This window comes from Halovivax cerinus, assembly GCF_024498195.1.
GTDB classification, from domain to species: domain Archaea; phylum Halobacteriota; class Halobacteria; order Halobacteriales; family Natrialbaceae; genus Halovivax; species Halovivax cerinus.
The window spans coordinates 3,013,596-3,038,015 of the sequence record NZ_CP101824.1 but is presented as its reverse complement, the minus strand read 5'-3'; the positions used below and the strand labels follow the sequence as shown (position 1 = coordinate 3,038,015).

General features: G+C 65.5%; 26 protein-coding genes. 11 read left to right on the top strand and 15 right to left on the bottom strand.

Features of this window, described 5'->3' with window-relative positions:
• Nucleotides 1-206: 206 nt before the first annotated feature.
• Nucleotides 207-1,103 (bottom strand): DUF5794 domain-containing protein, encoded by an 897-nt coding sequence (locus NO366_RS14385; RefSeq protein WP_256531477.1) that lies wholly within the window; start codon nt 1,101-1,103, stop codon nt 207-209.
• Between the two features lie 347 nt (nt 1,104-1,450).
• Here NO366_RS14385 and guaB point away from each other — a divergent pair, with 347 nt between their 5' ends.
• Together guaB and NO366_RS14375 are read left to right on the top strand one after the other, a co-directional pair.
• On the top strand, nt 1,451-2,953 hold the full coding sequence (guaB, locus tag NO366_RS14380) for an IMP dehydrogenase (RefSeq protein ID WP_256531476.1): 1,503 nt from the start codon (nt 1,451-1,453) through the stop codon (nt 2,951-2,953).
• A 105-nt stretch (nt 2,954-3,058) separates the two neighbouring features.
• Nucleotides 3,059-3,460, top strand: coding sequence for a hypothetical protein (locus NO366_RS14375; RefSeq protein WP_256531475.1), 402 nt, complete (start codon nt 3,059-3,061; stop codon nt 3,458-3,460).
• 73 nt (nt 3,461-3,533) lie between these two features.
• Here the strand turns inward: NO366_RS14375 and NO366_RS14370 are convergent, their stop codons facing one another.
• The 6 genes from NO366_RS14370 to NO366_RS14345 all read right to left on the bottom strand — a co-directional run bounded on the left by NO366_RS14370 (nt 3,534) and on the right by NO366_RS14345 (nt 9,080).
• Nucleotides 3,534-5,264, bottom strand: a complete 1,731-nt coding sequence (locus tag NO366_RS14370; RefSeq protein ID WP_256531474.1) for a YcaO-like family protein — start codon at nt 5,262-5,264, stop codon at nt 3,534-3,536.
• Nucleotides 5,265-5,329: 65 nt separating this feature from the next.
• Nucleotides 5,330-5,773 (bottom strand): RNA-binding protein, encoded by a 444-nt coding sequence (locus tag NO366_RS14365; RefSeq protein ID WP_256531473.1) that lies wholly within the window; start codon nt 5,771-5,773, stop codon nt 5,330-5,332.
• 104 nt (nt 5,774-5,877) lie between these two features.
• Nucleotides 5,878-6,081: a DUF1918 domain-containing protein gene (locus NO366_RS14360; RefSeq protein ID WP_256531472.1), complete on the bottom strand. Its 204-nt coding sequence runs from the start codon at nt 6,079-6,081 to the stop codon at nt 5,878-5,880.
• 473 nt (nt 6,082-6,554) lie between these two features.
• Nucleotides 6,555-7,556 carry a DHH family phosphoesterase gene (locus NO366_RS14355; protein ID WP_256531471.1) on the bottom strand — a complete coding sequence of 334 codons (1,002 nt, stop codon included), beginning with the start codon at nt 7,554-7,556 and terminating at the stop codon, nt 6,555-6,557.
• Between the two features lie 90 nt (nt 7,557-7,646).
• Nucleotides 7,647-8,102, bottom strand: coding sequence for a hypothetical protein (locus tag NO366_RS14350; protein ID WP_256531470.1), 456 nt, complete (start codon nt 8,100-8,102; stop codon nt 7,647-7,649).
• A 189-nt stretch (nt 8,103-8,291) separates the two neighbouring features.
• Entirely contained in the window at nt 8,292-9,080 is a 789-nt protein-coding gene (locus NO366_RS14345; protein ID WP_256531469.1) for an enoyl-CoA hydratase/isomerase family protein, read from the bottom strand.
• Nucleotides 9,081-9,248: 168 nt separating this feature from the next.
• Here NO366_RS14345 and NO366_RS14340 point away from each other — a divergent pair, with 168 nt between their 5' ends.
• Nucleotides 9,249-10,637: an NAD(P)/FAD-dependent oxidoreductase gene (locus NO366_RS14340; RefSeq protein WP_256531468.1), complete on the top strand. Its 1,389-nt coding sequence runs from the start codon at nt 9,249-9,251 to the stop codon at nt 10,635-10,637.
• 354 nt (nt 10,638-10,991) lie between these two features.
• Here the strand turns inward: NO366_RS14340 and NO366_RS14335 are convergent, their stop codons facing one another.
• Nucleotides 10,992-11,630: a plastocyanin/azurin family copper-binding protein gene (locus NO366_RS14335; RefSeq protein WP_256531467.1), complete on the bottom strand. Its 639-nt coding sequence runs from the start codon at nt 11,628-11,630 to the stop codon at nt 10,992-10,994.
• Between the two features lie 199 nt (nt 11,631-11,829).
• Here NO366_RS14335 and NO366_RS14330 point away from each other — a divergent pair, with 199 nt between their 5' ends.
• The 3 genes from NO366_RS14330 (at nt 11,830) to NO366_RS14320 (ending at nt 13,880) form a co-directional block, all read left to right on the top strand.
• Nucleotides 11,830-12,057, top strand: coding sequence for a hypothetical protein (locus tag NO366_RS14330; protein ID WP_256531466.1), 228 nt, complete (start codon nt 11,830-11,832; stop codon nt 12,055-12,057).
• A gap of 44 nt (nt 12,058-12,101) precedes the next feature.
• Nucleotides 12,102-13,382: a histidinol dehydrogenase gene (gene hisD, locus NO366_RS14325; protein WP_256531465.1), complete on the top strand. Its 1,281-nt coding sequence runs from the start codon at nt 12,102-12,104 to the stop codon at nt 13,380-13,382.
• Nucleotides 13,383-13,511: 129 nt separating this feature from the next.
• Nucleotides 13,512-13,880: a HesB/IscA family protein gene (locus tag NO366_RS14320; protein WP_256531464.1), complete on the top strand. Its 369-nt coding sequence runs from the start codon at nt 13,512-13,514 to the stop codon at nt 13,878-13,880.
• A gap of 190 nt (nt 13,881-14,070) precedes the next feature.
• Here the strand turns inward: NO366_RS14320 and NO366_RS14315 are convergent, their stop codons facing one another.
• From NO366_RS14315 to NO366_RS14300, 4 genes are read right to left on the bottom strand one after another with little or no spacing between them, the layout of a single operon-like run.
• Nucleotides 14,071-14,271, bottom strand: a complete 201-nt coding sequence (locus NO366_RS14315) for a dodecin (RefSeq protein WP_256534032.1) — start codon at nt 14,269-14,271, stop codon at nt 14,071-14,073.
• Between the two features lie 51 nt (nt 14,272-14,322).
• On the bottom strand, nt 14,323-14,988 hold the full coding sequence (locus NO366_RS14310; RefSeq protein WP_256531463.1) for a DUF2238 domain-containing protein: 666 nt from the start codon (nt 14,986-14,988) through the stop codon (nt 14,323-14,325).
• The gene (locus tag NO366_RS14305; RefSeq protein WP_256531462.1) at nt 14,981-15,598 is read right to left on the bottom strand and encodes a hypothetical protein; all 618 of its coding nucleotides are present in this window, start codon (nt 15,596-15,598) and stop codon (nt 14,981-14,983) included. The genes NO366_RS14310 and NO366_RS14305 overlap by 8 nt, the downstream gene beginning before the upstream one ends.
• A gap of 60 nt (nt 15,599-15,658) precedes the next feature.
• Nucleotides 15,659-16,738 (bottom strand): metal-dependent hydrolase, encoded by a 1,080-nt coding sequence (locus tag NO366_RS14300; RefSeq protein ID WP_256531461.1) that lies wholly within the window; start codon nt 16,736-16,738, stop codon nt 15,659-15,661.
• Nucleotides 16,739-16,856: 118 nt separating this feature from the next.
• Between NO366_RS14300 and NO366_RS14295 the strand changes: the two genes are divergently transcribed.
• Nucleotides 16,857-18,065 (top strand): pyridoxal-phosphate-dependent aminotransferase family protein, encoded by a 1,209-nt coding sequence (locus NO366_RS14295; protein ID WP_256531460.1) that lies wholly within the window; start codon nt 16,857-16,859, stop codon nt 18,063-18,065.
• 272 nt (nt 18,066-18,337) lie between these two features.
• Here the strand turns inward: NO366_RS14295 and NO366_RS14290 are convergent, their stop codons facing one another.
• Both NO366_RS14290 and NO366_RS14285 read right to left on the bottom strand, forming a co-directional pair.
• A complete protein-coding gene (locus tag NO366_RS14290; protein WP_256531459.1) occupies nt 18,338-18,643 on the bottom strand; it encodes a DUF7116 family protein in 306 nt (101 codons plus the stop codon).
• 181 nt (nt 18,644-18,824) lie between these two features.
• A complete protein-coding gene (locus NO366_RS14285; protein WP_256531458.1) occupies nt 18,825-19,064 on the bottom strand; it encodes a DUF5816 domain-containing protein in 240 nt (79 codons plus the stop codon).
• 143 nt (nt 19,065-19,207) lie between these two features.
• Between NO366_RS14285 and NO366_RS14280 the strand changes: the two genes are divergently transcribed.
• Nucleotides 19,208-19,618, top strand: coding sequence for a universal stress protein (locus NO366_RS14280; protein WP_256531457.1), 411 nt, complete (start codon nt 19,208-19,210; stop codon nt 19,616-19,618).
• A gap of 161 nt (nt 19,619-19,779) precedes the next feature.
• Here the strand turns inward: NO366_RS14280 and NO366_RS14275 are convergent, their stop codons facing one another.
• Nucleotides 19,780-20,754: a mechanosensitive ion channel family protein gene (locus NO366_RS14275; RefSeq protein ID WP_256531456.1), complete on the bottom strand. Its 975-nt coding sequence runs from the start codon at nt 20,752-20,754 to the stop codon at nt 19,780-19,782.
• Between the two features lie 160 nt (nt 20,755-20,914).
• Between NO366_RS14275 and NO366_RS14270 the strand changes: the two genes are divergently transcribed.
• From NO366_RS14270 to NO366_RS14260, 3 genes are all read left to right on the top strand, one after another.
• Nucleotides 20,915-22,027, top strand: coding sequence for a Gfo/Idh/MocA family protein (locus NO366_RS14270; protein ID WP_256534031.1), 1,113 nt, complete (start codon nt 20,915-20,917; stop codon nt 22,025-22,027).
• A 143-nt stretch (nt 22,028-22,170) separates the two neighbouring features.
• On the top strand, nt 22,171-23,148 hold the full coding sequence (locus NO366_RS14265) for a sugar phosphate isomerase/epimerase family protein (protein ID WP_256531455.1): 978 nt from the start codon (nt 22,171-22,173) through the stop codon (nt 23,146-23,148).
• Nucleotides 23,149-23,249: 101 nt separating this feature from the next.
• Nucleotides 23,250-24,383: a Gfo/Idh/MocA family protein gene (locus tag NO366_RS14260; protein ID WP_256531454.1), complete on the top strand. Its 1,134-nt coding sequence runs from the start codon at nt 23,250-23,252 to the stop codon at nt 24,381-24,383.
• The last annotated feature ends 37 nt before the right edge of the window (nt 24,384-24,420 follow it).

Sequence of the window (24,420 nt, the reverse complement as noted above, 5' to 3'; positions counted from 1 at the left end):
ATTCGGCTAAGAGCAAGCACCCTAAAGTGGTTTCGATTCCGGGGGCGGTACGACAATCGAACGAGAGGGGTCGATACGAACTGTGTACACGATTGACGTCTCATAATCGAACACTCGACGCACGAGAACTGTGAACCGGTCCGAGTCGGCGACCGGCTCACCGTCGAACGTGGCGTACCCGTTCGTGGCCCCGTAGATGGTGGCCCCTAGAGCCACGGCGCTCGACCGACCGTATCGGTCGAGTCGTCGCCGGGGTACGTTCCGTACGCATCGTCCTCCGATTCCTGACGAGACGGCGGCGACCCGCCATCCGTACGGTGTGCGTTGGGGGTGCCCATCGACGGTCTTTCTGGAGACGGCGACTCGTCGTCTGTCTCGTCGCCGCCAGGATCGAGGGCGAAGAGGCCGGCGACCAGGAGGACGGCGAGGGGCGCCTGTCCGAACGCCATCCCGAGGAGCGACAGCGGGAGCAGTCCGAGCGCGAGGGCACAGCCGAACCGGAATCGATCCACGTCGACGTAGTCACGAAGCCTCGGTCCGAAGACGGCCAGCGAGAGGGCGAACCCGACGCCGATCACGGCCGCGAGGGTCGCGTTCGCGACCAGTGCGGGGTCGGCGAGGAGCTCGAACGTGGCGCCGGAGGGATCGAGGCTGGCGAGCAGACCGAGCCCGATGACGACGGCCGGGCTCGGGAGGTACTCGCCGATGGTCGCGCTGGCGGTCTTCGCGGCGACAGCCGCGATGACGAGCGCCGCGAAGCGTTCGAAGACGAACAGGTCGAGCACGCTCGCGATCGAAGGTGCGACGGCCGCCTGCAGCGCGGCGAGTGCAATCAACGGGAGTCCCACGATGAGTACCACGCGGGCCTGTTCTCGTGGCGACCCGTCTAGCTCACCGAGTATCACGGCGACCGTCGCACTCCCGCCGAAGATGAGCAAGCCGACCTGGATCGCCCCGACCGGGTCGTCCAGGGCTCCCGCGAGGACGAGCGCCGGAAAGATCCCGTCGATCAGGGGAAGTCCCATCACGAGGGCGAGCAGTGAGAGATCGGAGTCGCCGACGCTGGATAGGCGTCTGGCGATCGGGTGTGTGGAGGCACTCATCGGCTAGGCATACTGGCCGTACCCCGTGGCCGATGGGTGGTGGGTCACGCGATCACGAACGGTCGAGAGCCGGCAGCTCATCGGGGTCCGTCCACGCATCGCTACCCGAGCTGTGAGTGGGTTCTCCGGAATAAAAGCGGCCGCGACGAAGTCGAATTTCGTCCAGCCAGCGGTTCCGGAATCTGAAGCCATCACAGCGTTCATGTGAATATAAACAGAGTGTGATCGGTTAAACGTTGCGTGAGATGGGGTTTCACGCCACGATCGCTACACGTCACACCCGTTCTCGAACGTCTCGACTAGGAACGTCTCGCAACGTTTTTGGGTGGCCCAGTCGGACAGTTTACATGGCGAACGACGTTCCACCGGACGAATTTTATTCGGAGAAGTTGCGGGTACCCGAGGCGCTGACGTTCGACGACGTCCTGCTTCGACCCAAAGAGAGCCGGGTCGAACCCGACGACGCCGATCTCACCACGCGCGTCTCGACCAACGTCGAGGTGTCGATTCCCATCCTCTCCGCTGCGATGGACACTGTCACGGAGAGCGGGCTGGCCGTGGAGATGGCGCGACAGGGCGGCCTCGGCGTCCTCCACCGGAACATGACGATCGACCGGATGGTCGAGGAGATCACCCGCGTCAAGCGCGCGGACGAACTCATCATCCCCTTCGACGACGTGGTCACCGCCGATCCGGAGATGTCGGTCCGTGAAGTCGACGAGTTGATGGCCCGCGAGGGTGTCGGCGGCGCGCCCGTCGTCAACACCCGGGGCGAGGTCCTGGGCATCATCTCCAGTACGGACATCAGGCCACACCTCGAGGTGAACGAGGACGACCCCGTCACGGAGGCGATGACCGACGAGGTGATCACGGCACCGGACGATATCGACGCGCGCGACGCGTTCGACCTCATGTACGACCACAAGATCGAACGCGTCCCCGTCGTCGACGACGAGAACCTCCTCGTCGGTCTGGTGACGATGCAGGGCATCCTCCAGCGCCGGGAGTACGAACAGGCCGTCCGCGACGCCGACGGGCAACTGCGCGTCGGCGTCGCCGTCAGCCCCTTCGAGATGGATCGTGCGCTGGCCGCGGACGAGGCGGGTGCGGACGTGCTGTTCATCGACACCGCCCACGCACACAACCTGAACGTCATCGACGGCGCGACCGAAATCAAAGAGAGCGTCGATGCGGACGTCGTCGTCGGTAACGTCGGCACGCGTGAGGCTGCCGAAGAACTCGTCGACTTCGCCGACGGCATCAAGGTGGGTATCGGTCCCGGATCGATCTGTACGACGCGCGTCGTCTCCGGTGCCGGCATGCCCCAGATCACTGCCGTCTCGCAGGTCGCAGACGTCGCCGCGAAACACGACGTCCCCGTCATCGCCGACGGCGGCATCCGCTACTCCGGCGATGCCATCAAGGCGATCGCCGCCGGTGCCGACGCCGTCATGCTCGGATCGTACTTCGCGGGAACCGACGAGGCGCCCGGCCGCGTCGTCACGATGAACGGCAAGAAGTACAAGCAGTACCGCGGCATGGGTTCGGTCGGTGCGATGAAATCGGGCGACACAGAGCGCTATCTCAAGGAAGATCCGGACGACGAGGACGAGTACGTCCCCGAGGGCGTCGAGGCGGCGACTCCGTACAAGGGGACACTCAAATCAGAACTCCACCAGCTCTCCGGAGGGATGCAGTCCGGAATGGGGTACGTCGGTGCCGAGACGATCTCCGAGTTCAAAGACCGCGCCGAGTTCGTCCGCGTCTCCAGTGCGGGCCAGGCCGAGGGACACGCCCACGACGTCGTCATCACCGACGAGGCGCCCAACTATTCGCCGAATTCTGAGTGATCAGCAGCGCTCACTCACGGGCCAGTCGGTGTACTGGTCGGCCGGGTAACTGCGGTCGGAGCCGAAATGGTAACACTAAGGGATTTACGACGGCTAGGTACGGGTGTGAATCGACGAACACTCCTCACCGGTGCGGGCGGTCTCTCCGCGTTCGGACTCGTGGGTTTCTTCATCTACAACTTCACGCTCAGTATGCCGGTCCTCCTCATCGGTGAGAACGAGACCGACACGGCGACGGGCCTCGTCGTCACCGCGACGCGGATCGAGAACGGTCAGGAAGTGTTCGACGATCCGATCGCCGTTCCCGTCGACGCGACGACGCAAATCGGTCGCATCCCGAACGTGGACGCACAGGTCGTCGTCAAACGAGTCGAACTCGCTGGCGACGAACCTGACGAGAGCGCCGTGATCGAAGAGCAAACGACCCTCGTCGGCGAGGACACCAAACAGCTCACGATTACGATCACGGACGACGGACTCGACCTCGCCCTCTCCTACCGTGAGTGACCTGACCGCTCACGACGGTAGCACCAGCCCCAATCGGAGATATCGTCCACGACGAGGCGTCCCGTGAGTCCACTCAGGGGTACGGATGCGGCTCGCGATCGAGCAGTGGTTCGAAGCCGAGCGCACGGGGAACCGCCTCTGCCCGGTCGCCGAAGTATGGCTCGTCCGTAAAGAGCGGCTGCGCCGTCGGGACGACGACGCGCACCGCCTCGAGCCCGAGTTTCTCGACGTCCCGAGTGGTGATTCGACCGGCGTACGGCGTCAGATCCGCCTCGACGAGGCGATCGACGACCGTCTCGACGGCCATCTGAGCGTCGAGATCCTCGCCCGGGCCGAGGTCGGTCGCGGCGACCGACTCCGACGTGTCGACGAACGCACGAGCCGGATCGGGGAACGAGGCGTACGTTCCGATCCAGGCGCCCGCATCAGCGGATTCCTCTCGTCCGATCGAACGCAGTTCCATCCAGTTCTGCGTCGCCTCAGCGAGCGCGCTTTGGGCCGCATCGACGGCGTTCAGATCGGCCGCGGAACCGACTGCGAACGCCGGCCACTCGCCGTCCGTTCGGTGGAGTGCAACTGTGACGACCGGAACGTCGACGTCCTGTGTGACTACCAGCGGCGTCACTGTGAGCCCCTCGCTCTCGACACGACGGGCGATCCGGTCGAATCGGTCGTCGGCCACGTCGAGTTCGCGCGGTTCGAACGTCGAGTACCACGAGAGCATCGTCGCGTCGCGTTCGACGACCTCCGTCAGGCCCGCGAAGAGGGCGTCCGCCACCGAGGAGCCGAGACCGAGGCCGGTCGTTATCTGCGGGACGTGACCCGGCCCCGGCTGGGGAAAGTGAATCGCGTCGGCCGGCAGGTGGGTCCGTTCTCCAGACGAGAGCTCGACGCCGTCGATCCACAGCGTCGACGCCGTCGGATCGAACGACGCGGCGTCGTCCGGCCTGACGATGTCGGTGGGTTCGAGGACACGATCGAGGTCTGCCGCGGGTGCGGCGACGAAGTCACTTTCGCGGTAGACGCCCGCACAGTAGCGTTCGAGCCCCTCACCGATCGCCTTCACGAACGCACGGTTCCAGTCCTCGTCGACGCCCGCGGCGTTCGTTGGGGCGGTCGCGTCGCTGTAGGGACTCGTGGTCGCGAGCGTGGCCAGGTAGTACGGAATCGGATACGAGTCGATCTCGCCGATCGATCGGACGATGCCGACGCGGTCGTCGATTGCGCGATCCATCGCGTCGACCGTCTCCTCGAGCGATCGCTCATCGTCGTCGGCCGGATCGATGGACCGATTCCTGGGCGACTCCTGACAATCACAGCCCGGGACCGGGAGAACCACACGACGAGCGTGGGGGAGTTCGAGCACCGATCCGCGGAGGTCGTCACCGCCGTCGGTCAGGAGTCGGACGCACTCTCGACCGGCGACCGCACCGGCGAGGCGGGCGTTCGCCCTGGCGCCCCGTGGCTTCGACGAGGTGGGTTCGTCCCGCGTCGAGCGTACGCGTGCTCTGAGACACTCGAAGCAGGCCGTATCGGGGCCGAACGCTGCGACTGCGGCGTCGATCGACGAAATCGGGTGACCGCCGACACCGCCCACCTCGACGGCGATCCAGGGCGTGTTCCCCTGCCGGGCGCTCCGGTTCGCCGTTGCGAAGACCTCGGCTCCCGCGATACCGCCGACCACCGCGAGTGGGACGTCTGCGAGTTCGTCCGCTGTCGCGTCGGTGACTCCGACGTCGACGTCTGTCAACGCTGCAGCGACCTCCTCGCGAATCGGATCGTCTCCGACGACGGGTACGTCCATGACGGACCCATCTACCGGTCGCCTCAAAAGTGACGCGCTCCGGCGGTGATTCCAGCGCGACAGGGTTACGCTGTCGAGTCTGAGACCAGTTCGGTGAGCAGCGTTCGAGCGTTCTCGACGGCCGCCTCGCGCGTTGCGGGGTAGGCCTCGAGTTTCCCCCGGAACGTGATGCCGTCTCCGAGTCGCGTCGTTCCCCCGAACGCGGACTGCTTGTCGAGGCTGAGGAACAGTTCCGTGTTCTCCGTGACGCGATCGTCGAGTTCGTCGATCACGCGGTCGACGTCCGGCCCCGCCGCCAGCCGGTCGAGGACGTGTCTGAGCTCGTCCGCGCGTTCGACACGGACCGAGTAGACGAGGATGCGGTCGCCGTAGTGGCCCGTCGTCTCGGTACGCTCGAGATCGACGTCCTCCGGGAGGAAGTGTTCGAGCGCCTGCTCGACGCGTTTGTCGTCTTCCGTGGCGTAGCAGAACGCTCGCAGGTCGACGTAGTGTAAGGGAATCTTCGACATGGGTCGGATGTGTGAAATCGGACGGGAGGGCCGCACTGAGTGTGTTGTCTCGTGGACAGTACGGCGAGGGAGTTGTCGATGTGTGCGTGCGTGCGTCGCCCTCGTTACGCTTCGTCTGTGTCGGCGTCGTCCGGAGCCGATTCGAGGGCGTCCTCGGGGACGCCGGTTTCCTGCCCGTCCTCGAAGCTGATGGTGTACGTCACGTCGCCGAACATGGACTCCATCGTCTGGGTGATGGTGCCCGTCTCGCCGTCGAACTCGCTGTGCTTGTCCGAGAGGACGACTCGATCGTCTTCTTCGAAGCTCATACTCGCCATTCCCCGTCAGCCTGTAAAAAGGAAGTGATTCGACACACCGGCTACCAGGGTTCTCGACGGGGCCACTGACGTGTGCCTGCCGGACACTAATCCACGGACGGAGGGCTCGTTGCGCTGGCTCTCGGGCGGATGCTCTCGGCACTGTCCAGCGAACGGATCGCTCTCGGCACTGGCTGACGGACACAATTCTCTCAGCACTGACCAACGGTCGGATGCTCTCGTACGGCGGCGACCGAATAGTACCGCCAGCTGGTCGGGAGGCGACTCTGTGAACGGGACGAGTATCTCGGCTACCAGTCCGACATGGGGCGAGTGCGGTGATCGGACCCCGACAGAGTCGACTGGATCGAAAACTGGCGGACAATCGTACCAGGTGTCGAAGCGTCACGCCACGTTCGAACGCGGTGCCCGTCGCCGGGCCGGTGTTCGGACGTGATTCGCTTCGGATCGGTCTCGAGCGTGGCTCACCGGTCCGGAGAGAGTCGCAACGCGTCGAAGAACCGATCCTCGATGCGTGGGTTCAATATCGAGAGCAGGATACCGGCGTCGTCACTGTCGGTGACGTCGCCGAAGATACCGAGGTCGATCGTGCCACCGCCCATATCGTGGTGACCGCCGGCCGGACCGAGGTCGCCGAACACGTCGCGGAGCGTTTCACCGACGTTCACTCGAGGATCGATGGAGCGCGCGCTCAGCCTGATCGTTCGCCCGACGATGCCGTAGGTCAACACCGTGTTGACTCCCTCGACGTTCAACAGGTAGTCGGCGGCCTGTGGAAGCGCGTCGGTTTCGGTCGTTCGCCCGACCGTCGCGACCAGCGCGGAACCACGGCGCGAACGCGATCGTATCGCCTCCCCGATCGCATCGAGCGTCGCCGGTGTGAAGGCGCTTCCGTAGAGTTGTTCGAGCGCGTCGAGGTCGGCCCGGTCGTAGACGACGAGCGCCGCTTCGTACTCCGCGCGGGTCGGTTCACGGACGAAGTCGAGCCGCTCGCGATGGAGCGCAAATAGCAGGGCGGTCGCCAGGCGCGGCGGGACGTCCAGGTCCAGCGATTCCAGGTACTCCACGAATATCGTCGCCGTCGCCCCGTAGTCGGGCCGCACGTCCACGAACGGCGCGTCGACGTCGGGGCCTGGGTGGTGATCCACGACGGCGTCGGGGTCGACGTCCGCACCGGCCGACGAGACGCTGCGGCGCGCGTGATCGACGAACGCGACGAACCCGTCCGTGTCGACGGTTCCGTTTCGTTCGACGTCGATGTCGAGCATGTTGACGAAGGCTCGATTTTGCTGGTGGGAGATCTCGCCGCCGTAGACGATCGACGTGTCCGCCACCCCGTGTGCGATCGCGATGTGTTCGAACGCGAGGGCACTCGCGAGGCAGTCCGGATCCGGGTTGTCGTGGCAGAGTATCACCACCCGTGGTACGTCCGCCAGCATCGCCGCCAGCGTCTCCCCCCGCGACATGGTATCGCGTACGGCCCCCGCGACCATCAAACCGACACGGCACCTCACTCCGTGAAATCCGAGCGAGTGTGTGCACCCTCCGGTCAGGGACTACGATTCCTCCGTCGGTGCGTCGGAGGGTGTCGGCGCCGGAGCGTCCGGATCGATCGGCGGCGGTACATCGCGGCCGCGCTCGTCGTGCGATTCGGACACCGACAGTCTGGCGAATCCGATGGCGACGAGGGCCGCGAAGAACCCGAGAAACGTAAGCGCCTCGCCGAGGCGCCGTTCGACGACGAGCGCTCCGAGCGGCATCGTTACCGTTACGACCGCCGCACACCACATAGAGAAGATCAGTCCGCGTCCGCTGCGAAGCGTTACCGAGCCCCGGATCACCTGCAGAAGGCTCCCGAAGGCCACAACGGGGGCGGCGATCCACAGCAGGGCGAACGCGAGTGGACGCGTTCCCTCGACGAGCGCGAAGAGGACGACGAGGATAGCGAACACGGCGACGCCGACGTGGCGAGCGCCGTCGGCTCCGTCCGGTGATGGCTCTGTTCCGACCATACGCACGACATTTCGCGGACGCGTCAAATACGCACTGGTGTGTTCGGCTGACGGGTGCACTGGTGTGTTCGGCTGACGGATGCACTGGTGTGTTCGACGAACGGTCGCGCTGATGTGTTCGATGGGCGGTTCGAACCGGGCGGAGCGGAGGTGGCAGGTCGAATCCGTCGACTCGACCCGTGTTCGTCGTTACCGGCCCGAAAAGTCCGGTTCCTCGTCGTCGAAGAAGGTGTCGATCCCGATCGCGTAATCGTCGGTGGCCGTGAGGCCCGTCAGTTCGTCTCGTTCCTGCGCGAGGTGGTCGTCGAGTGAGCGATCGGCACCGTCGAACAGTAACCGTTTGATCGTTCCGAGGGCCTTCGTCGGACCGGCGGCCAGCTCCGTCGCCGCCTCCGCGAGACGGTCGTCGAACGCGTCGGTCGGCACGGCCTCGGTCACGAGGCCGACCTCGACCGCCTCATGCGCGTCGAACCCCTCGTTACGGAGGGCGAACGCCTGTGCCCGTCGAAGCCCGAGGAGGCGGGGCAAGAGCCAGGTGATGCCCCCGTCACCGGAGAGGCCGATCGACGGGTACGCGTACTGGATTCGGGCGTCTTCGGACATGATCGCGACGTCGGACGCGAGTGCGAGTCCGAGCCCGCCACCGGCGACAACACCGTTGATCCCTGTGACGACCGGCTTCGGCGCGGTCGTCATCGTTCGCACACTCTCGTGTAAGGGGTCGGCCACCGAGTCGATGACCGCTTCGTCGCGTTCGTCGCCCTCGAGACCGGCGAGATCCGCGCCGGTGTTGAACGTTCCGCCGGAGCCCGTCAGCACGATGCAGCGGACCTCGTCGTCCGTCGCGAGGTCTCCGAGACCCAACGCGATCTCGCCGGCCATCTCCGGAGTCATCGCGTTGTGGTTCTCCGGTCGGTTCATCGTGACGCGGCCGATCTCGTCGGCTATCTCGACTGTCACGTTCGGTGACTCGCTCATAGCCACCACTCCGACGCCGCCCGTAAAAACTGCGACGGTACGACACCCGGGGCGCGAACCGAACTGAGGCTCGTACCGGTACCGACCGGTCGGGCACGGTCACGCGAGCATCACGTCACGACGATTCGTTTCAGACCGCTTATTAGGGGTCATTGTGTGGTGCGCCGTATGGAACGCGTAGACGTCGCGATCGTGGGTGGTGGACCCGCAGGCGCGTCGGCCGCGGAGCAGGCGGCCGCCCACGGTGCCGAGACGGTCTGTCTGGAACAGGGCGTCCCTCGGGAGGACCGTGACGAACTCGGCCCAGATTCGACTGACGCAGCCGGGATGCTCGACTACTGGGTCGACATTATGGACGAAGACTATCGGGAGATTCCCGACGACGTCGTTCTCAGGGAGTTGTCGGGGACGGACTTCATCGGGCCCGACAACCGCGTGAGGATCGACACGACCGGGATGGACTCGACGTACCCCGGATTCGGATTCACGTTCGATCGAACGCAGATGGACGACTGGCTCCACGAACGGGCCGTCGACGCCGGCGCTGACGTCCGCGTTGGGACGAGCGTCTCCTCGTTCGAGACCGACCGCACGGCCGGCGGACAGACCCACACGCTCACACTATCGGACGGCGACGAACTCGAAGCCGACCGCGTCGTCCTGGCCGACGGCCCCCAGCGCCGGATCACGCTCGACGCGCTCGACCAGTTCACCCCGGCCGGAACGAGCATGTCGCAGTTCCTCTCACCACCCGAGGCCAATCACATCGCCTACCAGGAGTATCGCGAGTTCCCGGCGGACCTGTTCCCGGACGACCGTCTGCTCTTCTGGTGGGGGTGGATGCCCGGTGAAACGGCCTATCCCTGGGTCTTCCCGAACGACGGAACGGTCGCCCGCGTCGGATTGACGATGCCGATCGGAATGTCGCTCGACGACGTCGCGCACCCGGAATCGTATCGCCTCCTGCGACCGGACGACGACGGAATCCCGTCGGGGTCGACGTATATCGATCGCCTGCTCGAGACGGTCTACGGCGACGAGTGCGACGTCGAAACGGACATCCCACGTGTCGAAGACCGCGGTAAGTCGAAGGGAACCGAGACGTACCCGATCTCATCGACGCGACCGATCGACTCACCCGTCCAGGCCGGCATCGCCGTCGCCGGTGGCGCCATGGGTACCACCTCGGCGTTTCACGAGGGCGGCTACCACGTCGCCGTCCGAACCGGCAAGATCGCCGGTCGTCTCGCCGCGATCGACGAGCTCGGATCGTACAACGACGTCTGGAAACGGGCGATCGGGAGCGAGATCCTGCGTAACGTCTCGTTCGCGGACATCGTCGCCGAGTACGAACCGGACGACTGGGACCGCGTCTTCGGCGTCGCGGATAGTATGATCGGCGACGGTCACCGTGACAGCCGCGGCGACGGCTTGCTCAGTCGCGGCTACTCCGCCGGCGTCGGCGCCACTAAACTCCTCCTCGCGTACAAACGCCGTAAGTTCGGGTACCGAAACGGCGGCTACGTCCAGTTCGCCGAGGACGACTACGTCTACTGACGTCACCGAGACTCACGCCGGATCACTAACTAACGGGAAGCGTTTTCCGCAGCGCCAACCTACGACCAGTGCGTACCTCAGTCCCCACCAGAGCGTACCTGCACGGGTGCGATGACGGACGGAGAACCCGGGTACGCGACACACTGCGGCGGTTCACACCGCCTCGCATATCGAGATTCCTGACGGAATCTCGCCCGCCCGGCACGAGGGTTAGCCAGCCGACACGGCACGCCGCCAGGGATGACGCTGGACGTTAGTGTTCCGGGCGACACGATTTCCGAAAGCGACTGCGCTATTTCGCTCCGCCCAAATCGTCTTCCTCCCGCCGCTCTGCCCGTCCGAATCGGGTGCCCGTTACTCGACGGAAATGTCCCCGATCATCGTCGTCTGGTGCGGTTGACAGACGTAGTTCGCCATCTCGTCGCTCGCTTCGAACTGGAGCCACTGGCCGTCCCCCGGATCGGAGACGACCTCCGTCGAGAGGTCGTCGATGACCTCACCGTTCGAGTCCCAGATCTCGATGTTGTGGCCCGCACCGTCGCCCTCGGTCCAGCCGATCTCGTAGGATTCGCCGCCATGCAAGGTGAGCTCCGGGTTGTCCTGGTCGGCGATAGCGTCGGGCGCGATTCCTACCCACGCGGTCGTCTGTGCGCTGAATTCGATCGACGTGTCCGGTTCGATCGCGCCGCTCGCACCGCCACCGGTACTCTCGTTGCCGTCAGTTTCGTTTCCATTCGTCTCGTTTCCGGCCGTCTCGTTGTCGGCGGTTTCGTTACCCGCACCGTCCGTCTCGTTGTCGTCGTCTCCGACGCCGTCGTCCGTCTCGTTGTCCGCTCCGTCTCCCGTCTCGATTCCATCGTCGCCGGTATCGCCTCCGTCACCGTCGTCTTCGGGCCCGCCGCCGTCGGAACACCCGGCGAGCCAGACGACGCCCATCGCTGCGCCGATTCGTTCGAGCGTGCGACGACGTGATGATGCGGTTCGTCGATCCATGGACGGCCCTATTTCACCTGCCCAGATAATGCCCACTTCAGGGAGAGATACCAGTATTTTCCGGACACTCAGTCGCCGAGGAACCTACGATCGGTAGTCATCCATTTCTTCACGGACGGGTCGTTCACAACCGTTCGTACGCCAAACCGGGCCGAAGTCGTATCCAAGCGGATTTAACGGCGGCTGTCGATCGATCCGTATGGATCGACAGGACTTCGTCACGTACGCGGTCGTGGCGATCGGGCTGGTCGTCCTGAGTTTCTTCGTGCGGGGATTCGGCGGGTTCGTCATCGGGAGCGATGCGGCCGATCTGGCCCGCGCACCCTTCCTGTTCGCTGGATTCGGACTGGTCGTCTATCTGTTCGTCCGGGCGACTCTCGACTGGCTCGGCCTCTGGCGGATCGACCCAGTCGACGGGTCCGAGTGAGCGCGGAGAGAAACGGTTTTTCCCCGGTGGCCCGATGGTCGCGTATGACCATCGACGTACGGGAACTCGCCGAGCTCGGCCCCACAGAACGGTCGGCGCTGTTCGATCGGGACGCCGGTATCGACAGCGTCCGTGACGACGTTGCCGACATCGTCGAGCGCGTCCGCGAAGAGGGTGACGTCGCCGTTCGATCGTTCTCCGAGGAGTTCGACGAGGTGACCGTCGGTAACATCGACTGTACGGATCGCTGCGAGCGAGCCTGGGAGTCGCTCGAAGACGACGTTCGGGCGGCGATCGAGACCGCGATCGAGAACGTCGAGACGTTCCACCGGGCCCAGCTGCCAGACGACTGGCGCGAGACGTTCGATTCGGGACGCGAACTGGGCCGACGGTTCCGACCGATCGACCGGGTCGGCGTCTACGTGCCGGGTGGCGCGGCGGCGTATCCTTCGAGCGCGATCATGGGAATCGTCCCGGCCGTAGTCGCCGGCGTCGAGCACGTTGCGGTCGTCACGCCGCCCGCGGACGACCCGAACCCAGCCACCCTGGGCGCGATCCACGCCGCGGGCGCGGACGCCGTCTACACCGTCGGTGGTGCGCAGGGTGTCTCGGCACTCGCCTACGGAACGGAGACGGTCGACCGCGTACAGAAGGTCGTCGGCCCCGGGAATCGGTGGGTGACGGCCGCCAAGGCCGAGGTACGAGGAGACGTCGAGATCGACCTCCTCGCCGGGCCGAGCGAGGTCCTCGTGATCGCCGACGAGACGGCCAACGCGTCGAACGTGGCAGACGAGCTGCTCGCGCAGGCAGAACACGATCCGAACGCGTCGGTCGTCGCCGTGACCGACGACGAGGAGACGGCCGAGGCGATCGCCGACGAACTCGCGGCCCGGTCTCCCGAGCAGGTTCGCGCGGACGTCGTCGAAGGTGCCCTCTCGAACGACGCAAGTGGGGTCTTCCTCGCGCGATCGATGAGCGAGGCGATCCTCTTCGCGGAGTCCTACGCCCCCGAACACCTTGCGATCCACGCCGCCGACGACGAGGCGATCCTCGATCGGATCGACAGTGCCGGAAGCGTCTTTCTCGGCCCGTACACACCGGTCGCTGCCGGTGACTATGCGAGCGGGACGAACCACGTCCTCCCGACGGGCGGCGGCGCGCGGGTGACCGGCGGTCTCGCCGTGGAGACGTTTCTCCGGGCGACGACTGTCCAGCGCCTCTCCCGTGACGGGTTGGCAGCGTTGTCCGACACCATCACGACGCTTGCCGACGCCGAGGGCCTCGACGCCCACGCCGAGAGCGTTCGACGGAGACTCGAGGAGTAGCCCGAGACAGGCGGGTCTCAGAGTCGTCGCTCACCGGTGTCACCGACGAACCACGTCCGACCCAAATCTGTGTCGCCGTCGACGGCCGGAGGCGTCACTGTTAACACCGTCGCCGCAGTATCACCCACCATGAGTACGGAACCGGCCACTGGCGGTGACGCCACGGCGCAGATCGACGTCACCGAATCCGCCGCCGAACAGGCCCTGTCTCTCATCGAAGACGAGGGACTGGATACCGACATCTCCGGACTTCGGCTGTTCGTCCAGCAAGGTGGCTGTGCGGGACTGTCCTACGGCATGCGCTTCGACGACGAACCGGACGAGGACGACACGATCTACGAACACCACGGCCTGCGCGTCTTCGTCGATCCGGCGAGCATGAAGTACATCGAGGGGAGCGTCCTCGACTTCGAATCCGGATTGCAGGCAGAAGGGTTCCACGTCGAGAACCCGAACGTCGTCAGCGAGTGCGGGTGCGGCGAGTCGTTCCGAACCTGACGCGCTCCACGACCGACCGTCTCTGGAACGTCCGTTCGGCTGTCTCTGACACACTCGATCAGCACGCTCTGTCACACTCAATCGGCCATCTCTAGCACACGAACGGCCCTCTCAGGAACATCCGATCGGCTGTTCCCAGGAGATGAACCGGCGACTACCTTCGATTCCGCTCCGTTCACGACGGGGGCTGTTACTCTTCGAGTTCGAAGGCGACGGTGACCTCGGCCTGGTACTGTCTGTCTGCGACCGACGCGAGTTCGACGCCGAGTTCGTCGACTTCGACCCAGTGTACGTTCTGGAGGGTCGACTCCGCGCGATCGATCGCGTTGTCGGTCGCCGCCTCGAAGCTCTCCTCGCTCGTTCCGATCAGCGTGATCTTCTTGAAAACCATTGCCTCCTCGACTACCACGACCGTCGACATAAATCCACCCGGCCGTTCTCGCTATCGAGCGGTTCGCTCACCGTCGAGGCGCTGGCGGAGCGCGTCGACGACGTCGGAGAGGTAGACCCCGCCCCAGGCGGCGACGACGAGGCCGCCGATGGAATTGAATACCAGGTCCATCATGGTGTCTTCGAGCCCGTATTGGGTGAGTACGGTTCCCGTCCCCATCCGCTCGGCGGCGAGCGCGATCGCGAACTCGAGGACCTCCCAGAGAACACCGAACGCGAGGACGAACAGGAGGATGAAGACGGCGATGAAGCGATCCGGGAAGTAGATGCCGTCTGCGTGTTCGTGGAGGGCCCGAACGGTGGCGTAGCCCACGGCGGCCACCAGTGAGGCCGAAAGGGCGTGCGTGACGTGGTCCCACCACCAGACCTGGCTGTAGAACGTTGCCGTCCCGCCCGGGGGACCGACGGTTCCGAGGGCGTGCAGGAAGACCGCGCTCGTAATCCACAGCGTGAGCCGTGGATCCATCGGAATCTCGTAATCGCGTTCGAGGATCGGCGGTAACTGCGTCACGGCGACCGCCACGCCCACGTTGACGAGCAGGCCGACGTCGCCGCGATCGATTCCGATGAACACCATTCCGATCAGGCTCAGTTCCATCAGGTACGTGAGCTGACGCTGCCGTCGGGTCGATGCGAAGAACGATCGGACCCTAGACATCGAGGGCCTCCGTTCCGGCCGTCGATTCGTCAGCTGGTCCCCCTCCGGCGCGATCGAGCCGCCTGAAGTACAGTTCGAACACCGCTCCGGCGCCGAGTCCAGCCAGGGTCGAGTAGACGAACTCCCACATAATGACGTCGTGATCGGTCGGGAACGGGACGCCGAGGAGCCCGGAGAGCCACCAGCGCAGCAGCGCCCAGAGGGCCGCCGTTGCCATGGTCGCGATCGCGACGAAGACGACGGCGAATCCGGACGTCATCTCGACGCTGGTAAACGCCTGCAGTTCGACCGCGACGACGAGCGCGACCGCCGCGACCGAGAGGTACGAGGTGAAGTGACCGCCCGTCCGGGCAGTCCCCAGCGCCAGTTCGACCATCGGCAGGGCGGCCAGGAGGAGCACTTCCCAGGGGAGCATGACGTCCCACGACCGATGTGTCACCGGCGGTATGATCGCGAGGACGACGAGCGCGGCGGCGAATGCGACCCAGAGCGGTCGCTCGACGCTGATCGCGGTGAGACCGCCGACCGCGATGGCGGCGACGACCAGCCACGAGACGATCGCGTTCGCTCTGCTGCCACCGAGCAACTCGTCGAGTCTGACGCGAGCCACGAGCAGGGATACCGACCGGTCCGGTAAAAGCGTATGGAACCCCGGCGCCGGGGCGGCCCGCTACGACGGCCCGACGACGAGGACGTAACTCACACCGTATGTCGCGAGGGCGACGGTGACGGCCGCGACCGCGGTGAGCGCGCCGTCGAGGACGTCGTCGTTCGATAGCCAGCTGCCGTCGCCGAGTCTGTCGGCGAGAGTACGGCCGGTGAGTCGGTCGAGGGCGGCGGATCGGCTCCCCGGGATCGACGGGCCGAGCGACGAACGGATCGGCAGGCGAACCTGGGACGGGAGCGGAGCCGTTTTGATCGCCCCGAAGAGGAACCCGACGCCGAGTATCGAGTACACGAAGTGATAGGAGACGGCGAGCGTCGGTGGCGTCGCGACGAGCGCCGTGACGCCGTAGAGGGAACCCACCGTCGCGCGACGGTCGATCGCCGGGATCACGGCTCGATCGGTGAGTCGGTAGAGTGCGAGGAGGGCGAGCCAGACCGTGGCGAGCTCGATCGCGAACGCCCCGAGGAGGTGGAGTGTCGGATCCCCCGAAATCACCACGCGAGAGTCGACGAACGCGGTTTCGATCGGGAACGCGAACGCTGGTGGCTCGCCAGTGAACAGGTCGCCCCACGGATGCGACCACAGTCCCCAGAGGGCGGCGAGTCCGATCGTCGGTGCGGAGAGGGTGGTACGGTGGGTGGCCAGTCGGGTGAGCACCCAGCCCGTCGCCAGGAAGAGCGCCATCATTGCCCCAGCGAGCGGTCCCGCTCCGATCGCGAGCGCGAGGAGAATAGCAACGAGTCCGAGCGAACCACCAATCGCCGGTACTGACCGATCGGCCGTGAGTGAGCGCGCGAGCAACGCGAACGATGCGGCTGCGATCGCGCCGGTGACGAGCGAGTGGGTCACGGATCGGTGGGTGGCACGACTGGCGTCCCAGAACGCGGTGGGCGCAGAGAGCGCTCCGTCCGTCGTGATCCAGCGGAGGAGCCCGACGAACGCGTAGGCGACGTCGACGTCGGGGAGCGTCGCGAACGCGCCGGCGACGATCCCGACGGCGAGCGCCTGGCGTCGGTGCCAGCCCCACCGGTCGGCGACGAGGGCGGCGACGGCGAACGCGAACAGGGCGTGTCCGACGAACACAGTCCGAATCGTACGCAGGCGAGGTAAATAAGCGGTGCGTGAGACACATAGACGCGGCGACATCACGTGTCTGGCCGGGTTCGGTAGGCCTTTGGGGGTGCCGGGGCAGGACTGGCTCATGGGAGAGAACGCTACGTCGTCGGCCGAAGCGGCTCCGGCTGTCGCCGAGCTCGATCCGCCGAATCGAACACTCATGGGGCCCGGTCCGAGCGACGTTCACCCGCGCGTGTTGCGGGCGATGAGTACGCCACTGGTCGGTCACCTGGACCCCTCGTTCGTCGAGCTGATGGACGAGGTGCAGGACCTGCTCCGGTACACGTTCCGGACGGACAACGAGTGGACGATCCCCGTCTCGGGGACGGGTTCGGCCGCGATGGAGGCGGCGTTCGGAAACCTGGTCGAACCGGGTGACACCGTGCTCGTCCCGTCGAACGGCTACTTCGGCGACCGGATGGCGTCGATGGCTCGTCGCGCCGGGGGCGACGTCGTCACGGTCGACGCGCCGTGGGGCGAACCGCTCGACCCTGCTGACGTCGAGTCGGCACTGGCGGCGCACGATCCGGACGTCTTCGGCTTCGTCCACGCGGAGACGAGCACTGGGGTGTTGCAACCCGACGTACCGGTGCTGACCGAGGCGGCTCACGATCACGACGCCTTCGTCGTCGCCGACACGGTCACGTCTCTCGGCGGCGTCGAACTCCGGGTCGACGACTGGAACGTCGACGTCGCGTACGCCGGTCCGCAGAAGTGTCTCTCCTGCCCCCCGGGCGCGAGTCCCCTGACGCTCTCCGACGAGGCCATGGCGAAGGTACTCGATCGCGAGACGGACCCGCGGTCGTGGTACCTCGACCTCTCACTCCTCGAGGGATACTGGGGTGACGAACGCGCGTATCACCACACCGCGCCGATCACGAACGTCTACGCGCTGCGAGAGGCCCTCCGCCTCGTCGCAGAGGAGGGGATCGAAGCACGGTGGGAGCGTCACGAACGTCTCGCGAGTGCGCTGAAAGCCGGCGTCGAGGCGATGGGCCTCGCGATGAACGCACCGGATGCGTACTGGTTACCGAGCCTGAACGCCGTGTGCGTCCCCGAGGGCGTCGACGACGGGGCGATTTGCGACGCGGTCCTCGAGGGCTACGATCTCGAGATCGCCGGTGGCCTCGGCGATCTGGCAGGCGAGATATTCCGCATCGGCTGTATGGGTCACGCCGCGCGCCCGGAGAACGTCGTGCTCACCGTCACCGCGCTCGGCGACGCGCTGGCGGAGGCGGGCGCCGACGTCGATACGGACGCCGGCGTTCGTGCGGTTCGCGAATCGCTCCGGTAGACGAGCCGATCGCTGTCTGATGCCTGTGCGTTCGACGTTCGGATGTGGAACCCGTCTCTCGTGAGGCGGTGTCGATCCCCGGATCACACGCTCGGGCCTCGTGCCGTCCTCTCGGGTTTTATCCACCGTATTCCTCGTTCTGGTCACGTGTACGGCCTGCCTCGAGTGTACTCGACCGCGCGTTCGCGTCGCTGGTGGGAGGGGTACGCGACACCCCACGGTGAATGGGGCGGGTCGTTTTGTCCCTCAGATGGCGGTGTGACTTCGCCACCCTACGCCGATACAGGCGGTGCGCGCTCGACCTGGTAGTCGTCGCCGTCTGCGACGATGATGGCCCACTCGTAGGCCGGTTGCCGTCGCTCGAGCCGGTGTTGTAAGTCGGACGCGTCGTCGGGTTCGGCGACGAAACACCGGTAGCCGTCCGTCGCGTCGTCGTCGACTGACGCCGTCGTACTGACGTGGACGACCTTCCACGCGCGTTCCGCCCGAAAGTCCGACCCGTCTCCGTCGACGGCGTATCCGAGTTCGGTAAAAATCGATCGTGCCCGTTCGGCGAGTGGCGTGGTACCGGAACCCATTCCACGCCGACATACACGCGCAGGTATGATAAACGTTTGCACGCCACACTCTATCGCCGTGCACGACGGCGCTATCCGTCGATATTCTCCCCTTCACGGTTTGACTGTCGATCGCATCGATTCTGGGTTTGGTTGCGTGTTACGAGGGGACCGAATCGGTCGGCGGGTCCGGACCAGCGGTTCACTCGTGGGCGGCATCCCACTCGGTTGGTTTTCGGAGGTTGCCACACTCGTTGCACTGAATGCGACCCATGGCGTCCATCGCCGTGTCGACCGATTCACAGGCGCTACAGAACCACCCGAATTTGTCGTCACCGGTTCGAGTGGCGTAGACACCGAAGAAGGGTCCCTTCGATCCGCGGTCGCCGTCCGACCGTGACAGGTATAACGTCCCCGCAGCGTCCGTTTCGATCGGTTCCATGCAAATCGATTGGTGTCCGACGACTAAAATCGTGTCTCATCGTGTCTCTCTCGTCCGACCGTACGCCGACGCATCCGTCCACTAGCGGGGGACGACCCCGGAAACTGAAAGGTTTACCTGCGGTGGTCTCGTCCTCAGCGCTAATGACGTTAATCGTGGCCCCGGTTCGATTTCCTCTCGACCATCGTTCGAAGGCCACACTGGAGCGTGCGATCGAACTGATGGACGAACGCGAAGCGGATCTGACGGTGCTACACGTCAACCTCTATCAGAACGGCCACAGCGTCACCCGTCGCGAGCTCAAAGAGGCGGTCGAACGGGCGTTCGGCCCCATCGGCACGGCGCGCTTCGTCGTCCGGACCGGTTTCCTCGTCGAAGAGAGCATCCTCGACGAAGTCGCCGCGGAAGACGCGGACGTCGTCGTGGTCGGTCGAGAACAGCGGACACTGTGGCGACGGCTCCTCCGTCGACTAACGAACAACCCGAACATCGTCGAGTACCTCCAGCACAACCTCGACTGCGAAGTCGTCACCGCAGAAGCGGCTCCCTCCTGATGGTCGCCCCGGACCGCGAAACCCGTCGCTCGCGGCCAGCAATTCGACACGCCGTCTAACCGGCGTCCGTTCCGTCTCTGCCGACGCGTAGCGATAGTACCAGCGACCGTTTTCACGCCGGTGTGACGGCTCGGTCGACCGGTCGGTTCCCGTTCGAGTGCTCACTCGGATCGTTCGTCGGTCGCGTCACTCGAACCCTCTTCGGATCGGGCGACAGTCGTTCTGGCCGCTGCGTCTTCGAACACGAGCTGGCGGTGCGGATAGGCGAATTCGACGGCCGCGTCAGCGAATTTCGCTCGAACGGCCCGTGCGACGGCCGATCTGGCGCGCGTCAGCTTGTAGGGTTCCTTTACCCAGAACCGAAGCGTCAACGCGATACCGCTATCGGCGTACGACTGGACGTCACAGAGCGGCCCAGCAGCGTACCGCGCGCTCCCGACACGCACGTCCGGCCCGCCGCTGACGACCACGTCGACCGACCGGGCCGCTCGTTCGGCGAGCGTGATCGCCCGGTCGAGGTCGCTCTCGTAGGTGATCTCGAACTCGATCGAGACCCGGGTTCGCTCGTCTTCGGCCGAGTAGTTCAGGACGTCTCGCTCGTGGATGTCGCTGTTGGGTACGACGAGGATGGTGTTCTGGAGGGTGACGATCTTCGTGTACCGGATCGTGATGTCTTCGACGAAGCCGACGTGTTCCTGGTCGACGAGTTCGATCATGTCACCGATCTCGAACGGTCGGTCGGTGAGGATGAACAGGCCGTGGATGAGACTACCGATGAGTGGAGCGAGGACGACGGCCAGGACGGCAGAGAGGACACCGACGGAGAGCAGGATCTCGACGTTGCCGACTCCGAGGACGCCGGCGGCGACGACCAGGGCCAGGCCGACGACCGAGAGACGAATCGCCCGCAAGACGGATCGCGTGACGCTGGGGCGTTCGATCCGCTGGGCGACGGTTCGGCCGGCGAGACGCACGACCAGTTTCGAGGCGTACCATCCCACGACGAGGACGGCGATCGCACCGAGAACACGAACTACGCGTTCGTTTTCGGCCGCTACGGATCCGAGCGGGCCGGGCAGCGTTGAAAGGATCCTCGACGTGAAAAGCTCCCGAAGGATCGGTTCGACGCCTCGCATGAACTGATACTCTCCGCCTCGTCTGTTAAGCGTTCTGACCCGCAGACGCGTGCGCCTGTGCTGGTCGACCGGTCTGTCGGTCGGCCACGGTCGTTCGCGGGTCCGACCGGACCGATCGGCCGTTCGGACACCGAACTCGGTGTGTGAGACCGTCCGACGAATCAAAGGTGTTCGCCGTCGTAGCAACGCATGCGCCGGCCCCGCCGCCATCATGACACGAGATCGATCGACCGTTCGGACGGGGATCGTCGGGCTCGGGAACATCGGCCAGTACCACGCCCAGCGATTGCTGGATATCGGCGTGACGCTCGTCGGCGGGGTCGACATCGATCCGCGTGCACGAGAGCGCTTCGAAAGCCGGTACGACGTCCCGACGTACGACCGTGGTGAACCGCTCTACGAGGACGCAGACGCGGTCGTCGTCACGACGCCGAACGAATATCACGAACCCTACGCGGTCGAAGCGCTCGAACGCGACATCCACGTGCTCCTGGAGAAGCCGCTCGCTCACACGGTCGACAGCGCCGATCGCATCGTGGCAGCCGAAGCGGCATCCGACGCCTTCTGCATGGTCGGGTTCAACAATCGCTTCTCGAACACCGCCGGAGTCGTCCGCGATCGGATCGAACGCGGCGAACTCGGCGTGGTACGACACGTCGAGGCGAACTACGTTCGGCGACGAGGGGTCCCCGGCCGGGGGACGTGGTTCACCCACCAGGAACGGGCCGGAGGCGGTGCACTGATCGACCTCGGCGTCCACGCAATCGACCTCGCCCTGTACCTCCTCGGCTTTCCGACCCCGTCCGTCGTGCTCGGAATGGCCCGATCGGACTTCGGGCGGCGAGACGATTACGTGTTCCTCGAGATGTGGGGCGAAGACGCGGGTGGGGACGCGTTCGACGTGGACGATTCCGCGAGCGCGTTCGTCCGGACCGACGGCGACCAGACGATCTCGCTGGAGGTCGCGTGGGCGACCAACCGCCCGGCGACGCACGAGTTCGTCGTTCACGGGACGAAGGCAGCGGCCAGGTTCGATCTCATCGATCACGAGTTGACCATCCACCGCGCGCGAACGAACGGACCCGCAGCCCTCGAAGACACGTCGGTCAGGACGCGGGATGTCGACACCCATCGGGAAGAACAGCAGGCGTTCTTCGACGCCATCCTCGACGACGTCGACGTCTCGAACGTCGACCAGGCCCTCACGGTACAACGCGTAATCCAGGCGATCTACCGGTCGAGCGAGCGGGGCGACGCGGTATCGATCGAGTAGTCCGTCGACGGCCGTCGGATCAGGACGGTGTCCGGTGATGCGTCGCTCGCTCCGTGGCCGATATCGATCGTCGATTTGCGGACGACCGCGCCGCGTCGGCGGGTGGTTCGGGTTTTATCGCCGGGCCCGTGGTCGAACGACGCATGGATCTCGGTGTCCACACGCCAGCACTGGCCGACCGGTCGTTCGCCGACGCACTCGCGTTTCTGGCCGACCGCGGCGTGACCGCGGTCGAACCGGGCGTCGGTGGGTTTCCCGGGGAGGACCACCTGCGCCGGGAGACCTATCTGGACGACGAGAGCGCACGGGACGACCTCCGCCGGACGCTAGACGAGCACGGTATGTTCATCAGCGCGCTGGCGACGCACAACAATCCGCTTCACCCGGACGACGAGCGGGCGGCGCGCGCCGATACCGAACTGCGAGAGACGATCCGCCTGGCGGACCACCTCGACGTAGAGACCGTGACGTGCTTCTCCGGCCTCCCGGCGGGCGGGCCGAACGACGAGACTCCCAACTGGATCACGGCCCCCTGGCCGCCCGAGCACGCCTCGGCGCTGTCCTACCAGTGGGACCTGGCGATCGACTACTGGTCGGAGCTCGCTGCGTACGCCGACGATCACGGAGTCGACGTCGCGATCGAAGCACACCCGAACATGCTCGTCTACGAACCGACGGGCGTGCTCCGGTTACGCGAGGAGACCACAGATCGTATCGGCGCCAACCTCGATCCGTCTCACTTCTACTGGCAGGGGATCTCGATCACGGACGCGATCCGGTACCTCGGCGACCACGACGCGATTCACCACGTCCACGCGAAAGACACCCGCAGGTACGACGCGAACGCGCGCGTGCGTGGCGTGCTCGACACGACGCCGTTCGAAGACGAGTCAGAGCGGTCCTGGTTGTTTCGAACCGTCGGCTACGGGCACGGCGCCCGCCACTGGAAAGACGTGATCTCGACGCTGCGACTGGTCGGCTACGACGGCGCGATCAGCATCGAACACGAGGATTCACTGACTGATTCGGTCGACGGCCTCGAGAAGGCGATCGAGTTCCTGGCGCCGATCGTCTTCCGAGCGGACGCCGACTCGCCGTTCTGGACCGAGGGTGTCGAGTGAACCGATCGGGCGACGATCGGGCGATGGCAACCCGATACCTGTCTGCCGATCGGTAAGCGACGCTGAAAAATCCCTTTCCGTCACGTCGGTGAACGAGCGCTATGACGCTCGACGTCGGCATCCTGGGGTATCGATTCATGGGCCGGGCGCACGCGAACGCACTGGCACGTCTTCCGATGTTCTTTCCCGAGACTCCGGCCGTTAATCGGGACGTCCTGATCGGTCGCGACGAGGCGGCGCTCGAAGACGCTCGATCGCGACTCGGGTTCGACCGAACGGCGACGGACTGGCGATCCGTCGTCGACGACGTCGACGTTTTCTACAATCTGGGACCGAATTTTCTCCACGCCGAGCCATCCATCGCCGCGCTCGAAGCGGGTGTGCCCGTCTTCTCAGAGAAGCCGCTCGCGGCGACGCTCGCGGACGCGGAGGCGATGACTGAGGCGGCGCGTTCGGCGGGCGTCCCCACGGCGTGTGGCTTCAACTACCGGTTCGTCCCGGCGATCCGGTACGCGCGCGAACTGATCAGGGACGGCGAACTCGGCGAGATTCGAACGGTACGGGGACGCTACCTCCAGGACTGGCTCGTCGATCCTGAAGCGCCGTGGTCGTGGCGTACCGATGCAGAACTGGCGGGATCCGGTGCGCTCGGCGATCTCGGCGCGCACACGGTCGATCTCGTACGGTTTCTCGTCGGTGACGCACCTGGCGGCGGAGAGATCGACCGCGTGAGCGGCCACCTGCGTACGGCGGTCGACGAGCGCCCGGTCGAGGGCTCCGGTGAGATGCGATCAGTCACCGTCGACGACGACTACACCGCCCAGCTCGCGTTCACCGATGGCGCGATCGGAGTCCTCGAAGGGTCCCGGATCGCCCCCGGGCACACGAACGATCACAGGATCGAGATCCACGGGAGCGAGGGCAGTCTCGGGTTCTCGCTCGAACGGCTCAACGAACTCGAGGTGCTGCGCCCAGAGAATCGAGGGTTCGAGACGATTCTCGTGACCGACGAGGACGACCCCTACGTCGACCACTGGTGGCCGCCCGGGCACGTCCTCGGGTGGGAACACACCTTCGTCCACGAGAACGCCGCCTTCCTGCAGGCGGTCGCGGATGGAACGTCGTTCGATCCTTCGTTCGACGCCGGACTGGCGGCCCAACGGGTACTGGCGTCGATCGAAGCGAGCGACGAACGTGGCACGTGGGAACCGGTACCCGAGTTGGATGGGCCGTAGAGATAGACTCCCGACTGTCCAGTCGGTCTCTCACGTT

Excerpts from the sequence above, each read along its gene's own strand:
- NO366_RS14385 (WP_256531477.1), bottom strand. The coding sequence starts at position 1,103 with ATGAGTGCCTCCACACACCCGATCGCCAGACGCCTATCCAGCGTCGGC.
- guaB (WP_256531476.1), top strand. The coding sequence starts at position 1,451 with ATGGCGAACGACGTTCCACCGGACGAATTTTATTCGGAGAAGTTGCGG.
- NO366_RS14370 (WP_256531474.1), bottom strand. The coding sequence starts at position 5,264 with ATGGACGTACCCGTCGTCGGAGACGATCCGATTCGCGAGGAGGTCGCT.
- NO366_RS14365 (WP_256531473.1), bottom strand. The coding sequence starts at position 5,773 with ATGTCGAAGATTCCCTTACACTACGTCGACCTGCGAGCGTTCTGCTAC.
- NO366_RS14360 (WP_256531472.1), bottom strand. The coding sequence starts at position 6,081 with ATGAGCTTCGAAGAAGACGATCGAGTCGTCCTCTCGGACAAGCACAGC.
- NO366_RS14355 (WP_256531471.1), bottom strand. The coding sequence starts at position 7,556 with ATGTCGCGGGGGGAGACGCTGGCGGCGATGCTGGCGGACGTACCACGG.
- NO366_RS14350 (WP_256531470.1), bottom strand. The coding sequence starts at position 8,102 with ATGGTCGGAACAGAGCCATCACCGGACGGAGCCGACGGCGCTCGCCAC.
- NO366_RS14345 (WP_256531469.1), bottom strand. The coding sequence starts at position 9,080 with ATGAGCGAGTCACCGAACGTGACAGTCGAGATAGCCGACGAGATCGGC.
- NO366_RS14340 (WP_256531468.1), top strand. The coding sequence starts at position 9,249 with ATGGAACGCGTAGACGTCGCGATCGTGGGTGGTGGACCCGCAGGCGCG.
- NO366_RS14335 (WP_256531467.1), bottom strand. The coding sequence starts at position 11,630 with ATGGATCGACGAACCGCATCATCACGTCGTCGCACGCTCGAACGAATC.
- NO366_RS14330 (WP_256531466.1), top strand. The coding sequence starts at position 11,830 with ATGGATCGACAGGACTTCGTCACGTACGCGGTCGTGGCGATCGGGCTG.
- hisD (WP_256531465.1), top strand. The coding sequence starts at position 12,102 with ATGACCATCGACGTACGGGAACTCGCCGAGCTCGGCCCCACAGAACGG.
- NO366_RS14320 (WP_256531464.1), top strand. The coding sequence starts at position 13,512 with ATGAGTACGGAACCGGCCACTGGCGGTGACGCCACGGCGCAGATCGAC.
- NO366_RS14315 (WP_256534032.1), bottom strand. The coding sequence starts at position 14,271 with ATGGTTTTCAAGAAGATCACGCTGATCGGAACGAGCGAGGAGAGCTTC.
- NO366_RS14310 (WP_256531463.1), bottom strand. The coding sequence starts at position 14,988 with ATGTCTAGGGTCCGATCGTTCTTCGCATCGACCCGACGGCAGCGTCAG.
- NO366_RS14295 (WP_256531460.1), top strand. The coding sequence starts at position 16,857 with ATGGGAGAGAACGCTACGTCGTCGGCCGAAGCGGCTCCGGCTGTCGCC.
- NO366_RS14290 (WP_256531459.1), bottom strand. The coding sequence starts at position 18,643 with ATGGGTTCCGGTACCACGCCACTCGCCGAACGGGCACGATCGATTTTT.
- NO366_RS14285 (WP_256531458.1), bottom strand. The coding sequence starts at position 19,064 with ATGGAACCGATCGAAACGGACGCTGCGGGGACGTTATACCTGTCACGG.
- NO366_RS14280 (WP_256531457.1), top strand. The coding sequence starts at position 19,208 with ATGACGTTAATCGTGGCCCCGGTTCGATTTCCTCTCGACCATCGTTCG.
- NO366_RS14275 (WP_256531456.1), bottom strand. The coding sequence starts at position 20,754 with ATGCGAGGCGTCGAACCGATCCTTCGGGAGCTTTTCACGTCGAGGATC.
- NO366_RS14265 (WP_256531455.1), top strand. The coding sequence starts at position 22,171 with ATGGATCTCGGTGTCCACACGCCAGCACTGGCCGACCGGTCGTTCGCC.
- NO366_RS14260 (WP_256531454.1), top strand. The coding sequence starts at position 23,250 with ATGACGCTCGACGTCGGCATCCTGGGGTATCGATTCATGGGCCGGGCG.